Source organism: Arthrobacter sp. 92, assembly GCF_050260325.1.
Lineage (GTDB): Bacteria > Actinomycetota > Actinomycetes > Actinomycetales > Micrococcaceae > Arthrobacter.
The window spans coordinates 2,952,744-2,965,783 of the sequence record NZ_CP189863.1 but is presented as its reverse complement, the minus strand read 5'-3'; the positions used below and the strand labels follow the sequence as shown (position 1 = coordinate 2,965,783).

Annotated in this window: 12 protein-coding genes and 3 pseudogenes; 3 read left to right on the top strand and 12 right to left on the bottom strand. The window is 62.4% G+C overall.

Annotation, left to right across the window (positions count from 1 at the left end; translation table 11 throughout):
- Window positions 1-391 precede the first annotated feature (391 nt).
- Together ACP4XC_RS13740 and ACP4XC_RS13735 are read right to left on the bottom strand one after the other, a co-directional pair.
- Window positions 392-592, bottom strand: a pseudogene (locus ACP4XC_RS13740) (PfkB family carbohydrate kinase); the annotation flags it as partial.
- Between the two features lie 3 nt (window positions 593-595).
- Window positions 596-1,357: pseudogene (locus ACP4XC_RS13735) on the bottom strand (integrase core domain-containing protein); the annotation flags it as partial.
- Between the two features lie 179 nt (window positions 1,358-1,536).
- Here ACP4XC_RS13735 and ACP4XC_RS13730 point away from each other — a divergent pair.
- Complete coding sequence (locus ACP4XC_RS13730) at window positions 1,537-1,821, top strand: ParB N-terminal domain-containing protein (RefSeq protein WP_427170532.1); 285 nt, start codon at window positions 1,537-1,539, stop codon at window positions 1,819-1,821.
- Window positions 1,822-1,984: 163 nt separating this feature from the next.
- Here the strand turns inward: ACP4XC_RS13730 and ACP4XC_RS13725 are convergent, their stop codons facing one another.
- On the bottom strand, window positions 1,985-2,287 hold the full coding sequence (locus tag ACP4XC_RS13725) for an antibiotic biosynthesis monooxygenase family protein (RefSeq protein WP_427170530.1): 303 nt from the start codon (window positions 2,285-2,287) through the stop codon (window positions 1,985-1,987).
- Window positions 2,288-2,508: 221 nt separating this feature from the next.
- On the opposite strand from ACP4XC_RS13725, the pseudogene ACP4XC_RS13720 reads away from it, so the two are divergent.
- Window positions 2,509-2,697 (top strand): annotated as a pseudogene (locus ACP4XC_RS13720) (ATP-binding protein); the annotation flags it as partial.
- 137 nt (window positions 2,698-2,834) lie between these two features.
- On the opposite strand, the gene ACP4XC_RS13715 reads toward ACP4XC_RS13720, so the two are convergent.
- Window positions 2,835-3,305, bottom strand: coding sequence for a hypothetical protein (locus tag ACP4XC_RS13715; protein WP_427170528.1), 471 nt, complete (start codon window positions 3,303-3,305; stop codon window positions 2,835-2,837).
- 656 nt (window positions 3,306-3,961) lie between these two features.
- Here ACP4XC_RS13715 and ACP4XC_RS13710 point away from each other — a divergent pair.
- Window positions 3,962-4,708 carry an HAD family hydrolase gene (locus ACP4XC_RS13710; RefSeq protein WP_427170526.1) on the top strand — a complete coding sequence of 249 codons (747 nt, stop codon included), beginning with the start codon at window positions 3,962-3,964 and terminating at the stop codon, window positions 4,706-4,708.
- 286 nt (window positions 4,709-4,994) lie between these two features.
- Here ACP4XC_RS13710 and ACP4XC_RS13705 read toward each other — a convergent pair whose 3' ends face one another.
- Genes ACP4XC_RS13705 through ACP4XC_RS13670 form a run of 8 tightly spaced genes read right to left on the bottom strand, consistent with a single transcriptional unit; the run spans window position 4,995 to window position 12,986 of the window.
- Window positions 4,995-5,915: a MurR/RpiR family transcriptional regulator gene (locus tag ACP4XC_RS13705; RefSeq protein WP_427170524.1), complete on the bottom strand. Its 921-nt coding sequence runs from the start codon at window positions 5,913-5,915 to the stop codon at window positions 4,995-4,997.
- 15 nt (window positions 5,916-5,930) lie between these two features.
- Complete coding sequence (locus ACP4XC_RS13700) at window positions 5,931-6,890, bottom strand: phosphoglycerate dehydrogenase (protein WP_427170522.1); 960 nt, start codon at window positions 6,888-6,890, stop codon at window positions 5,931-5,933.
- Window positions 6,891-6,895: 5 nt separating this feature from the next.
- On the bottom strand, window positions 6,896-7,486 hold the full coding sequence (locus tag ACP4XC_RS13695) for a glucose-6-phosphate isomerase (protein ID WP_427170520.1): 591 nt from the start codon (window positions 7,484-7,486) through the stop codon (window positions 6,896-6,898).
- Window positions 7,483-8,445, bottom strand: a complete 963-nt coding sequence (locus tag ACP4XC_RS13690; protein WP_427170517.1) for a shikimate dehydrogenase — start codon at window positions 8,443-8,445, stop codon at window positions 7,483-7,485. Before ACP4XC_RS13690 ends, ACP4XC_RS13695 begins: the two co-directional genes overlap by 4 nt.
- 10 nt (window positions 8,446-8,455) lie before the next feature.
- Window positions 8,456-9,985, bottom strand: coding sequence for a glycerol kinase GlpK (glpK, locus tag ACP4XC_RS13685; protein WP_427170515.1), 1,530 nt, complete (start codon window positions 9,983-9,985; stop codon window positions 8,456-8,458).
- Window positions 9,986-10,026: 41 nt separating this feature from the next.
- The gene (locus tag ACP4XC_RS13680; RefSeq protein ID WP_427170512.1) at window positions 10,027-11,076 is read right to left on the bottom strand and encodes a zinc-dependent dehydrogenase; all 1,050 of its coding nucleotides are present in this window, start codon (window positions 11,074-11,076) and stop codon (window positions 10,027-10,029) included.
- Window positions 11,073-12,140, bottom strand: coding sequence for a galactitol-1-phosphate 5-dehydrogenase (locus ACP4XC_RS13675; protein WP_427170510.1), 1,068 nt, complete (start codon window positions 12,138-12,140; stop codon window positions 11,073-11,075). The genes ACP4XC_RS13680 and ACP4XC_RS13675 overlap by 4 nt, the downstream gene beginning before the upstream one ends.
- 6 nt (window positions 12,141-12,146) lie before the next feature.
- On the bottom strand, window positions 12,147-12,986 hold the full coding sequence (locus ACP4XC_RS13670; protein ID WP_427170508.1) for an SDR family oxidoreductase: 840 nt from the start codon (window positions 12,984-12,986) through the stop codon (window positions 12,147-12,149).
- Window positions 12,987-13,040: the final 54 nt, after the last annotated feature.

Sequence of the window (13,040 nt, the reverse complement as noted above, 5' to 3'; positions counted from 1 at the left end):
CGGATGAAGAGCTGGATCGGCTTCGGGCTTCCCGGGGATCGGCGATCTGCAGATCGCGCGCGGGCCAGGGTCAGTCTTTCCCGGCTGCTGCTTCACCGGCAACCGATGTGTCACAAGGTCATTGGCGGGCTGATCCCGGATCGTCGTGCGGTTACATGTGGCGGAGTACGCGTTGCAGATGCCGCTCAAGCTTCAGTTCAGCGTCGGCCCGGCCCAGTGCACACACTGACGGGTGAACGGGGCCGCGGCTTCCCGCTCTTGCGGCCCACCACGACTGCCATCACGGGAGATGGAGTTGACCGCTCCCTTCCTTGGCGGTGCGGTCAACCATCTGCGCGGTCAGCTGTCTAGGAGCCCTCTTGGCCGTAGCGAAGGTGTCTTACCGCCCCGGCGCCGCGGCCACGGAGGCAATAGCAGCGGCCTCCATCAAGGATTCTCCGGCGGCCAGCCGCGCAGCCACGGCGCCTGTGAAGGCGTCGCCGGCCCCGGTGGTGTCCACGGCTTCGACTTTGGTAGGTGGGATGTGGGTGATTTGTTGAGTGGGTTCGTTTTGGGAGTCCAACACCACGGAGCCGTGGGCGCCTAGGCGTACTCCGCCAGCAGGTTGGTTACATCTGCTGATGGGTGCTCGGCCTCCGAGGGCGCTGTGGTTGCGTCGGTGGTTGTAGAAGTCCAGCCACCCGGTGAGGGCTTGTGTGCGGTGGTCGCTGGAGTCGTAGGCGTCCTTGTAGGCCCAGCCTTCCTGGAGGGTCCCGTTGAACCGTTCGGCCTTCCCGTTCTGCCAAGGGCTGCGCGGTTTCGTGCGGCGGTGTTTGGCGCCAAGATCCACGATGACTTTGGCGAAGTCGGCGGACCGGATGTAGGCCAGGGCGTTGTCGGTCATGACCTCGCGCACGGGTGCGCCGCTGGCGGCCATTAACGTTGCGGCGTTGGCCAGGAACCGGGCGCAGGTCGGTTCCTTCTCGTCCGGGAGGACCTCGACGTAGGCCAGGCGGGAATGATCATCCACGGCAACGTACTCGTAGCCCCGTTCGCGGCCTCTAACCGCCTGGCTGCGGCCGTGGACCCGGCACCCTTCGGGATCTTCCCCGGTTTCTTCACATCGATGTGCAGCAGCTCCCCGGCGGTGTCACGTTCGTAGCGGTGGCCGGTGGCACGGCCGGCGCGGGTGCGTTCGGGACGAACGATCCTCCATCCCGTCCCAGCATTGCTCCAGGTAGCGCCGGAACCACCGGTGCGCGCAGGTACGGGAAACACCCATCTCCTTCGCCACATGGGCCACGGGCCGGCCCTGAAGGACGCGCTGGACCAGGATGCCTCTACCGGCAGGAGTCAGACGGGCATTACGGTGGACCAGGAAGACCTCTTAGTCGTTATGTGTGTGTGGTAACCACCAACCCAAGAGGTCTTCACCTTTTCACCGCCTAACCAACGTCCTGGCTGAGTAGAACCAGGACGACGCTTTAACGAGAGTGATCCGGTCCTGTTGGTATCGCGACGGTGTTTCAAAGCCGGGGCATGGGGCAAACTGGCAAGATGTCGATAATCGATCTTCCCATTTCTGAACTGGAGCAGGACGAGTCCACTCCTGTCGTGGTGTTCAGCGTTAGCGGCAACTTGCTTCTGGCCGATGGTCACCATCGCGTCGCGGCAGCCGAACAGCTTGGCCGATCCACGGTGAGGGCGGAAGTGCGGGAAGGCGAGCGGGGTGATGCTCTGCAGTTCGCGATCGACCTGGCACAACGGCAGCGGAGCCTTTCAAAGCAAGAAGTCATCGACGCCATCGCACGCCGTGGGCAACGCCCGATTGAGCGACGGTAAGCGTTCTCCGGACGCTTACCGGCCATTTACCGCTGGCAGAACAACGGCCAAATATCGCTGCGATTCATAGATCCACCCTCGTGAAGTTCCGGCCATGGAGGTCCCGTAAAGACCAGTCCGGTGAAGGATCCCCTTCCGGGACGACGGCCAGCCTGGGAGCGCATTACCGAGGAGCAGAGTTCACGAGCTCGTAGTGTTCGACTAAAGGAAAGGGCTCGTAGAACTTGTGCAGTATCTCCCGCCACTGCTGATACTTCGGGGATCCCCTGAAGCCAATGGTATGGTCCTCCAAAGTGTCCCACTGCACGAGAAGTAAGTACATGTTGGGAGTTTCGATCGAGCGCGAGAGCGACAAAGAGGCAAAGCCGGGCATTGAGGCAATAATCAAACGAGCGCGATCGAATGCTGCTTCAAAGTCCTCTTCCTGCCCGGAAATGACGGGCAGCAGCGCGTGTTCGGTAATCATTGGGAAAGTCTTGCAGATTCCCGTTGAGGGTTCCGTAAACGGAACGCAACCACCAGGCTCCGATTTAACCGCTATCCCGGGCTAGCAGTCACAACCCGTGCACCGCACCGAACGTTGCAGCTGTCACAGGTGATCGTGGCGGGGATTGTGGAACAACAAATGGGACGGGCAGGTTACGCGCCGGCTGCGGTTCGCGGTCAGGGTGGCACGTCCCAGGATGGCTGTTCCAGGTCCTTACTGAACGGGAAGAGACAGCATCCGTGGCCATAGCTACCAACGAATCATTCTCCGGTTGGCCCAAAACCTTCACCAACCCACGGCTCGTTGACCGGCTGACCTTCAAAGGAACCGTCATCGAAACCGGAACCGACTCCCACCGCCTCGCGCACACCCTCCAACAAACGAGATAAGGATTCAGGGCACAGGGCAGTCGTCCGCGATGCCGGCAACCGTCGGCTTTCCGTGCTCGCCGGCACCCATTCAGGTGTGTCGGCGCACGGAGTCGCCCGCACCCGAGCCGGGTCGGCCTCCGGACGGTGAAATCGCGTCAGTACTGCTGCCCCCGTGCCCGGTCTTGCTTGTTCCGCTTAGCGAGAATGCGGTCCGTCGCCGGATCGTGCATGGGGACGTAGCCGCCCTTGAGGGGTATGCCTTTCAAAGCCATGTGGCTGTCGAACCGCCCTGCGTCGACCAGCATGACCGGCGGGAAGATCCCCTTGTGGAGCTGAGGCGGTTTGCCGAGGTACTCGTAGGTCAGGCGTCCTGCGCGTTTCATGCGGATTGAGAAGGTCGACCAGGTCAAGACCACGAAGAATAGCCACGTGACGATCACGACCGAGATGAGGATGCTTAGCCACAGGGGCATGGTTCGCGACACGCCAGCGGTGAACGCCACAGCAATTGTGGCCGCCCCCGACGCGAAGAAATAGCGCACATACTGGTAGGCACTTTGCCGCGCTCGAGCCGCTTCCGGCCCGATCCTCGGATCCCATTCTGCATCGAATTCTTCGGTCCTCATTTTGCCTTTCGAGCATCTCAAGCCGGCCGACCGGCGCACCAAGTGCAAGGTGAACCGCCGCAAAGCCGATCGCCGCACCTGGTTTGATCGCCATGCGATGTCGGCCGCACCCGCTCAGGCTACAACCGAACCATAAGAGGTACACGTGTACATCAATACGCAAATCGTTAGCAGTACTTTGGCACGCAGTTGAAGGCATCCTGGGCTGCCGATGCGATATTTCCCTCACCTCAAACTGGAAGGCGGCGCTCTTCATGCTCTGATTCCCACGCGTTACCGCGCATCACCGTCCCAAACACTGGTGCGCCACCAACGCTGGTCCCGAATCAGGCTGCCATTCAAGCCAAAGTGGGCTCAAGGCAGATTGACGTTCTCAACGGTTCTTGAACGCCGCACAAAACGGAACGGGTCCCGCCGTCGAAGCGAGCGGGCGCATTAGACAAACTCCGGCAGAAGCAAATCGGGCCATTTAGGTCAAGGAGAGCGCGGTCGCGTCTGCAGGAGCCTCAGCCGATGGGTCGGACCGGCGAATACCGAGCGCCGGGTATGACGGAAGAAAATTGAGCGACGTCCCGGTGGGGCGAAATGCAGGGCTACTGAGAGCAATTGTGAAGCCGCCCGGACTCATGGGTGGCGCATGTTGTTAGTATCTCTACGTGCTGAATGATGTGTACGGCCAAGGTCCCGAGGGGGCGCCCAATGATGCGCTTCGTGGTTTTGACGTACGACCTGATCGCTCAGATTTTGCACGGGCTTTTGCCGACTGGCAGCCACGCGCGGTGGTTTTCGACTGCGACGGTCTGCTGATGGATACCGAATCTCTGTGGATTCAGACCCAGAGGATTGTTAGCGAACGCCATGGCGTGCTGTTCGACACCGACTTGCAGCACCGTCTCGTTGGTCTCCCTGCCAGCCGTATCGGGCCGGTGATTGCCGCCCGTGCGGGAAAAGATCCTGATTCACTGGTGGAAGAATTGCTTCAGGTCAATATGACCATGGTGACTCAATCTGCCGCGCCGATGCCGGGGGCGCTATTTTTCGTCGCCGCTGTGTCCTTACGAGTTCCCGTGGCAGTGGCGAGCAATTCCGCCCGGTGCATCCTGGATCAGGCGCTGCTCCGTGGCGCGTTCCCCGGAGGGTTCAGCGTGACTGTCTCCGCCGACGAGGTCGCCCATCCCAAGCCGGAACCCGACGTGTATTTAGCCGCCGTTGACGCCCTGAATATGTATCCGGAGGATTGCCTGGCCTTCGAAGATTCCGAAGCCGGTGCCGCCGCTGCCCGCTCCGCAGGGCTGAAAGTCATTGCAGTACCTGCATCTCATGATCAGCAACCGACTGCCGACCTGATCTGCGACTCGTTGGAAGCTGCAGCCCTTCTGGATTGGGTGGATAGCTGGGCATAAGGACTAATCCTGCGGGGACTCAGAGAAGCGCCGATCACCAAGCCCGCCCAACAGCCGCGAGCGGATTACAGGGAGCGCAGAGATTTCCGTCGTTCCTGGGCCTGAGACACCGTGAAATAGCGTCGGAGCCTCCTCCTTCGTGCGGACTACCCGGCCGCTTGCTCAAGGCCCACCTAGTCACAGCCTTCGGATCCGGTCCCGCCCGTGTGCGACGCAGCCTGCCGTAGTGAAGCCCCATCACAGATAGGCGCCCAATATCGGCCGGTCCAGGCCACCGGTCATTGGATTAGGACGGCGAAGTCGGAGGGGTGCTGCGTGATTGGCGGATGGCGCCCTGGTACGTCTGCTTGAGATGTTCGACGGTGGCATCATAGTGCCGGCTGGCGTAGGCGGCATAGAGAATATCGATGACCAGCAGCTGCCCCCACTTGCTCGTCACAGATTCCCCGTAGAGTTCCCCGCCGCTGGGCACAGTGGCGGTGTAGAGGATGACGTCCGCGCAGTCGCGCAGCGGGGACCCCTCGGTGCCGGTAATGGCAATGGTCGCAGCGCCACGTTTTTGCGCCAGGTGCATCGCATCGATGATCGGGGTGCTCCGGCCGGAGTCGCTGATTCCGATCAGCAGATCTCCGGGTTCGATGATCGCCGCCAGCATGACCTGGATCGTCGTGTCCCGGTACAGCATGCATTTCTTGCCGGCCCGGGTGAAGCGCATGACAGCTTCTTCGGCCGCAATGCTTGATGAGCCCATGCAGCAGAAGATCACCGTGTTGGAGGCATCGATGAGGTCCACCGCGTGCTCGATCGACTTGATATCTTGCCGAGCCCCGGTGCGTCTGAGGGACTGGATGCTGCTTCGCTCGACCTTCCCGGCGATGTCTTCTGTCGAGTCTCCGCGGTTGACGCCTTCGTAGACGACCTCGGAAACCGCTGACTGTGCGCCGTTTGCCGCTTTGGAAACGAAGGTGGCTTCGGCCAGGCCGAGCATCATGGATTTGTATCCATCGATGCCCAGTTCTCTGACGAACCGCGAGACCGTCGACTCTCCGACTCCAGCGGCCAGGGCCAGTTCGGTGATGGTCATGGACTGAGCCTGCTCGGGGGCCTTCAGCACCGCCTCGGCCACCAGACGAAGGGAAGGCGGCAGGTAGGGCAGCCGCCCCGATATTCGGTGCAGCAGTCCGCCTCCTGTAGAGGTCTCCGTCATTGTGCAGTCTCCGGTCTAGCGCTGTGCGGCCAATGCTTTGAGCAGGTTATCCACCGCGGCCTCGGTGGCTCGATCCACGCTTTCCCTAGTGTATCCACCGATGTGCGGGGTGGTGATGACCCGCGGATGCGAAATCAGCCGGCTCGGTGGCGGCGGCTCCGAGCTGAACACGTCTGTGGCCAGGGTATCCACGCGGCCGGAATCCAGAGCTTGGAGCATTGCGGTGTCATCGATGAGCGATGCCCTCGCGGTATTGATGACGATGGCGCCCGCGCGCAGGAGTCCCAGCGTGTCGGCGTCAAGAACGGGAAGGTCCGCCGGCGGCATGTGAAGTGAAACGATCTGGCTCGATGTCAGGACCTTCTCCAACGGTGCCCACGAAAAATCGGGAGAGGGTTCGAAGGAAGCAAGGGGATATTCATCAAATGCCAGCACCTTCATCCCCAGCCCCAGAGCCAGGGAAGCCACCCGCCGGCCAATCTGGCCACAACCGATGACACCCAGGACCTGGCCGGAGATTTCCCGGCCTTGCCGACGCTTCCAATTCCCTGATTTCAGTTGTGTATCGTGCCAGGGGATACTTCGGCAGCTGGCCAGCATGAGGGCGATCGCTAGTTCTGCGACTCCTTGGGAATTTGTTCCCGGTGCCGTCAGTACGCTTATGCCAAGACGCGCGGCTGCCTCCTGATCGATGGAGTCAACGCCCACGCCGTTGCGGGAGATGGCCCGGAGGCGCGGAAGTTGTTCCAGTAACGCGCCGGGGAGGGGTTCGGTCCCGGCCAGGTAACCGACACAGTCACTCAGCGAGGCCCGGATCTGGTCCTCGGTGGGGACTTCGCCGGGGGCCGGAAATACGAGATCGTATCCGGCGTCTTCGAGCCACCGGAGGGCAGGGTGCCCCCCGTCCGAAAGCGAACGGGGGGTTACTGCGATACGGCCCTTGCAGCCGGTGTCTGTTGCTCTAGTTGGCGGCATGGAGCTCAGGCCTGCCAACGGGGATTGTCAATGAACTCCGGCTTGCCGTCGCGTTCGACGCACAGTTTGCGGAATCCCTTGGTTTCGATGGTTCCGTAGTCGTGGCCGGCGTGCCCGGGGAAGGCGAAGAAAGTTACGAGCGGCTCGGTGTCGGAGACGTTGATGCTGCGGTGGGCGTAGCGGCGCGGAACGTATACCGCCTGGCCCGGAGTGAATTCGGCGGCCTGCCAGTCACCTTCGGGGTTTTCCATGAGCATGTAGCCGCGTCCGCTCAGGCAGTAGTAGATTTCCGCGGTGTCCAGGACCTCGTGAAAGTGTCCTTTGGTCATGTGGTATTCATCGCCCACCTTTCCCGGATACGTGATGCTCGTTCCGTAGGCCACATCGCCGTTGGTCGAGGGGACGCCCATGTCGAAGAATTCGTATACGAGCACGTCCTCGTTAGCGAGCTGGGTGGTGGCCGCCTCCTGGTCGGCGTACATATCTGCCATGGCAGAGAGCCGGCGCTGCAGGGGGGCCTTGGTCGTTGAGAGTCCGGTAGTGACGTTGAAGTCGGTGACGACTGCTTCGACAGTGGTTGCGGGGGTGGTGTTCATGAGGGGTTCTCCTTCTGGGATACGGTCTGGGCGATGTTGGAGAGGCGGTCAAAGGCCGCTCCCCGGGTGGGGATGTCTATGTTGAATACGTCGGCGATCACGCGGGTCCAGCCGTGAATGAAGTACACCCAGCCGTCCTCTACCTGGACCTCTAGTTCCGGCTGTTGGGCCCGGGCCTGGTCCAGGAAGACCAGGTCGCCGCGGTAGTTGAAATCCCAGGCGATGGCTCCCTGGGGGAAGGTGACGCCGTCGGTCAGCGGCGAGCCGGGGCGGTCTTTGCCCAGCCCGGTTGCGTTGATGATCAGGGATCCTGGGGATGCGTTGGCGACGACGTCGTCATTGGTCGATTCGTCCGTGGCCTGGACGTACGTGATCGGCAATGTGCTGCCGATTCTGACGTGCATTTCCCGCATTTCCTCGAGTCTGAGACTCCTGCGGTTGGTGACAATGATTTTCTTGGGGCCGGGCAGGCCGGCGGCGGTGCGCTTGTGCAGGTACAGGGTGAGTGCCAGGGAGGATCCGCCGGCGCCGAGCAATACCAGGTCTGCTGAGGAGTTTTCCCAGTAGCTCCCGGGAAGGATGGCCTCCAGGGACAGGCCGCTGGTGGCGGCGTCCATGGCGTTGCCCCAGAGGTGCGCGGATCGTTTGCTGATGCTGCTGATCTCGTGCAAGAGCTGCGCATCGGGTCCAAAGTCATCGAAGAGGTCGCGGGCAGCGCTGACAATGTCCAGCTTGTGGGTCGTTACGAGTGCCCCGAGGGACATCGGGTCGGATTTCAGGAATCCGACGACTTCCCGGTAGGCCTCCCGTGGTGCGCCCAACGGAAGGTCGATGCCTTTGAGGGTCGCGTTGAGGCCGAGTTCTTTGGCCCAGGCCGGGAAGACTTTCATGATGGAGGATTTGTTCGTCGTGACACCGATGAAGTACATGGTTGGTTCGACGGCGGGTAGTAGCGTCACAGGGCGCTCCCTAGAGGTTGGTGGTCGGTGGGGTGGTGGGTTCGTGCTCTTCCCAGTCGCAGGCGCGGGCGACGGCCTTCTGCCAGCCGGCGTACAGGGAGGAACGTTTTTCTTCGGACATGTCCGGCACAAAGGCCCGGTCGAGTGCGAACGTGTCACGGAGTTCGTCCTGGCTGTTCCAGAATCCGCAGGCCAGGCCCGCGAGAAGCGCGGCTCCGCGCGCGGTCGATTCCACCTGGCGGGGACGGAGGACCGGGACGTTGACCATGTCGGCCTGAAACTGCATGAGGAAGTTGTTCCGCACCGCGCCGCCATCGACCCGGATTTCCGAGACGGGGAGGCCGGCGTCGGCTTCCATGCAATTGATGACGTCCTTGATCTGGAAAGCGATGGATTCAAGGGTGGCCCGGATGATGTGGTTCCGGCTCGATCCCCGGGTGAGTCCGAGGATCGCGCCGCGGGCGTACGGGTCCCAGTAAGGCGCGGCCAGGCCGGTGAAGGCGGGAACGACGTATACCCCGCCGGAGTCCGGTACCCGCATGGCGGCGTATTCGCTGTCGGCCGAGTCATAGATGACGCGAAGCTCATCGCGCAGCCATTGGATGGACGCCGCGGCAACGAAGATGAGTCCTTCGAGCGCATACTCGACCTTGCCGCCGATACCCCAGGCGATGGTGGTCAGCATGCCGTTCGCCGAGCTGACGGGCGTGTCCCCGGTGTTCATGACCAGGCTGGCGCCGGTGCCGTAGGTGGCCTTGACCATGCCGCGGTCGAAACATGCCTGGCCGAACAGCGCCGCCTGTTGGTCTCCGATTGCCGAGGCGACGGGGATGTGGGCGCCTGCGAAGATCCCGTCGCAGGTGTTTCCGTAGACCTCGCTGCTGGGACGGACCTCCGGAAGGATGAGCCGCGGCACCCCGATCTCGGTGAGCAGTTTGTCGTCCCAGTCCAGCGTGTTGATGTTGAAGAGCATCGTCCGGGCAGCATTGGAGTAGTCCGTGACGTGCGCCGCCCCGGCTGTGAGGTTCCAGATCAGCCAGCTGTCGATGGTGCCGAAGCAAAGCTCGCCGGCTTCTGCCCGCGCTCGTGCGCCGGGCACGTTGTCCAGGATCCACGCGATCTTTGTGCCGGAGAAGTAGGCGTCTATGACCAGGCCGGTTGTGGAACGGACGTGGTCCTCCAGGCCCCTCTCCTTCAGGCCGTCGCACACGCCTGCTGTTCGCCGGTCCTGCCAGACGATGGCGTTCATGATGGGCTTCCCGGTGCCGCGGTCCCAGATGACTGTTGTTTCGCGTTGGTTCGTCACGCCGATGGCACCGATGTCGTGCGGGTCGATGTTGGCCCCTTGCAGGGCGCGGCGGGCTACGGCCAGCTGCGTGTTCCAGATTTCCATGGGATCGTGTTCCACCCACCCCGGCTTGGGGTATATCTGGGTGAACTCCTGACTGGCCTCGCCTACGATCTCCACGTCTGAGCTATAGATTATTGCCCGGATGCCGGTCGTCCCGGCATCCAGCGCCATGATGTACTTCGTCGTCATCGCAGGTCCATTTCTGTGCGCATTGCGGTTGGGGCAGCGCGTTAATTCGATTCGAAAAGGATCATGGCCTTCATCCCTTGGCCCGATCCTGCATAGGCCAAGGCCTTCTCGATGTCATCCAGTGTGAATGTCTGGCTGACCAGTGGCGAGAGGTCCAGGCGGCGTTCTCCGACGAGCCGAAGGGATTCGGCGTAATCGGAGTTGCTGGACCCGGTCGTTCCCGTGAGCGTCAGGCCCTGGTAGTGGACCCTGTTCGTGTCCAGGGGCACGGTCTGCGCCTTCCCGAGTCCGGCAAAGAAGTTCACGCGTCCGTGGGTCGCCAGCAGCTCGACCGCCTGCGCCTGCACTTCGGGTTTGGAGACACACGTCAACGCCACGTCAACACCACGGCCTTCGGTCTCTTCCTCCACAACGGTCGCGAGGTCGCGCTCGGTGAGGTTGACCAGGACATCGGCCCCGACTGATCCAGCGAAGTCAAGACGCGGCTGCCTGTTGTTGGAGACGATAATCTTCCGGGCACCGTAGAGTTTGCTCAACATGACGTGGCAGGCGCCGATGGGCCCGGCTCCCATGATCAACACCGTGGTGCCAGGCTCCACCCCCAGCTTGCTGACAGCGTTGTAGCAGCATGACAGTGGTTCCACCAGTGCGGCTTCGGCGAACGTCACGCTCTCGGGCAAGTGGAACACGTTGCCCCGATTGACGGCGGCGCTGGGTACGCGGACGTATTCCTGGAAGCCGCCGTCCATGGTGATGCCGAAGGCTTCGTAGAAGGGGCACATGTTGTTCAAACCCACGAGGCAGTTCGGGCATCTCCCGCACCCGACGTTGGGCGTGACGCTGACCCTGTCGCCGACGGCGTAACCAACGACTTCACTGCCTGCCTCGGTGATTTCCCCGGCAAATTCGTGACCAAGCACGCGTGGGGTGCCGTCCTGGAGCTTGAAGTGCCCGTTGGCGGCGATCCGACGGTCTGTGCCGCAGATCGAGGCTGCCCGGACCTTGATGATGATGTCGCCGGGACCCGCAGCCGGCGTCGGGATTTCGTCCACGGTGATGTTGCCCGGGGAATGGAGGCGTGCTGCTTTCACTTGGCCCGCACCTCCGCCTGAGCCTCGGCCGAAACGGCGAACAGCACCTTATTGTACCAGATGGCACGGTCGGTGAGCTGCCTGAATGTCCCGGGTGCCTCTTCGAGCGGCAGGACATGGCTGATCAATTCGTCCACGTGGAGGTCACGGCCCAGATGGGCGATGACCATGTCCCATTCGCTGCGGCCCTTGGGTGCAACCTTGGCGTTCCAGGTTCCGTAGAGCCGCAGTTCCCGCCGCAGGAGTGAGGAGACGGCCGCCTTGGCGAGGTGCAGATCCCCGCTCAGGTCGCCGAGAAGGACCACCTGCCCCTGGACGGATGCCGCCTCGATTGCCTGGATCAGCGCACTCGGATTCCCTGTCGCCTCGACGGCGATCTGCGGCCCCCACCCTCCGGTGGCGGCTTTGGCAAGCTCTGCCGTGTCACCCGTCTTGGCATCGAGGGTCTCGAAGCCGAGGCCGGACATGATCTCCAGCTTGCGGTCGTCGATATCCGCAACCAGGACACGGGAGCAGCCCAGGATCCTCAGCCATTGTGCGGCCAGGGCGCCGATGGGTCCTGCTCCGATCACGAGGGCGGTGGCATGTGTGGGGATCTGGACCTTCAGCATGGCGTGCAGTGCCACCCCGGCAGGTTCCACCATGGCCGCGTGGGTGAGCGGCATATCGTTCGGAACACGGAAGATGTTCCGCTCCGGCACCCACATCCTCTCGGACATGGCCCCGTGTCTGCGGGAGCCGAAGTAGTCGTATCCGGTTCCCAGGGCATATTCACCGATCTCGGACATGGGATCCTCGTGACTGTGCAGCAGAGGAAAAACCGCCGCGCGGTCGCCGGCGCCAAGGCCTGGACTGTGCGGGGCTTCCTCAACGATGGCAGAGAACTCATGTCCGAGGACCAGGGGGTAGTGATACGCCTTGCCGTGCCCGTAACGGAGCACGTCGGACCCGCAGACGCCGACGGCGCCGACGCGCACCAGCACGGGGTTGTCTCCGACCGGTTCGGGATCTGGGATGTCGGTGTATTCCAGGTCGTTGAGTCCGTTAAGGATGGCAGCTTTCATGGTTTCTTAGACCTCCATGCCGTAGCGGTGTGCCTTGTGCGTCGGGTAGAGCGCGATCTGCGGGATGGTGACGTCAGGGGTCCGGGTCGCCACGAAAAGGGTGATTTCAGCGACGTTGTCCACTTCAATGCAGCTGGCGTGGATGCCTTCTTTGAGTTCCTTCTCGTCGAGCCAGCCGTCGATGTAGGCGGGGACGTCGCCGTCGTAGAGGCCCTTGTCGATGATTTCGGTCATCGGGGTCTTGACGTGGGACGGGTTGATGACGGTGACGCCGATTTTCTTGTCCTTGCCCTCGAGCAGGATGTTCTTGCTGAAGCCCATCAGGCCGTGCTTGGATGCGCGGTAGGGGCTGTGCCCGGGCCCGGAGGCGACCCGTGCCGAGGATGAGCCCATGTTGATGATGCGGCCGCCGTTTTCCTGCTTTTCCATGATCCTGAAGGCTTCACGGCACATCAGGAACACGGCGGTCAGGTTCGGGGTCATCGTCTTGTTCCACTCGTCAAGGGTGACGTCGACGACCGGCGGGGCCAGGGAGTCGCGTCCGGCGCTGTTGACGATGAGATCGACGCTTCCCCAGGTGTTTTTGGCCCAGGCGAAGAGGTCGATGACGGATTGTTCGTCGGTGACGTCGGCGAGAATAGAGTGCACCTCGCCGCGGCCGTAGCCGCGGATGCTGGCGGTGACCTTTTCCAGCCGTTCTTCGTCGATGTCCACGAGCAGGACCTTGCTTTCGTTGGCTGCGAAGATCCGGGCGACGGCTTCCCCGATTCCGGACGCTGCTCCGCTGATGACGGCGACCTTGCCGGCCAGGGCAACTCCGGGCTGGGGGACGTATGTTTCGCTCATTTTGTGTTCTCCTTTTGGATGATGGAACTTGCAGGATGGTGTTGGGGTAGGGCC

Excerpts from the sequence above, each read along its gene's own strand:
- glpK (WP_427170515.1), bottom strand. The coding sequence starts at position 9,985 with ATGACGACGAAGTACATCATGGCGCTGGATGCCGGGACGACCGGCATC.
- ACP4XC_RS13695 (WP_427170520.1), bottom strand. The coding sequence starts at position 7,486 with ATGAACACCACCCCCGCAACCACTGTCGAAGCAGTCGTCACCGACTTC.
- ACP4XC_RS13700 (WP_427170522.1), bottom strand. The coding sequence starts at position 6,890 with ATGCCGCCAACTAGAGCAACAGACACCGGCTGCAAGGGCCGTATCGCA.
- ACP4XC_RS13670 (WP_427170508.1), bottom strand. The coding sequence starts at position 12,986 with ATGAGCGAAACATACGTCCCCCAGCCCGGAGTTGCCCTGGCCGGCAAG.
- ACP4XC_RS13725 (WP_427170530.1), bottom strand. The coding sequence starts at position 2,287 with ATGATTACCGAACACGCGCTGCTGCCCGTCATTTCCGGGCAGGAAGAG.
- ACP4XC_RS13705 (WP_427170524.1), bottom strand. The coding sequence starts at position 5,915 with ATGACGGAGACCTCTACAGGAGGCGGACTGCTGCACCGAATATCGGGG.
- ACP4XC_RS13730 (WP_427170532.1), top strand. The coding sequence starts at position 1,537 with ATGTCGATAATCGATCTTCCCATTTCTGAACTGGAGCAGGACGAGTCC.
- ACP4XC_RS13715 (WP_427170528.1), bottom strand. The coding sequence starts at position 3,305 with ATGAGGACCGAAGAATTCGATGCAGAATGGGATCCGAGGATCGGGCCG.
- ACP4XC_RS13675 (WP_427170510.1), bottom strand. The coding sequence starts at position 12,140 with ATGAAAGCTGCCATCCTTAACGGACTCAACGACCTGGAATACACCGAC.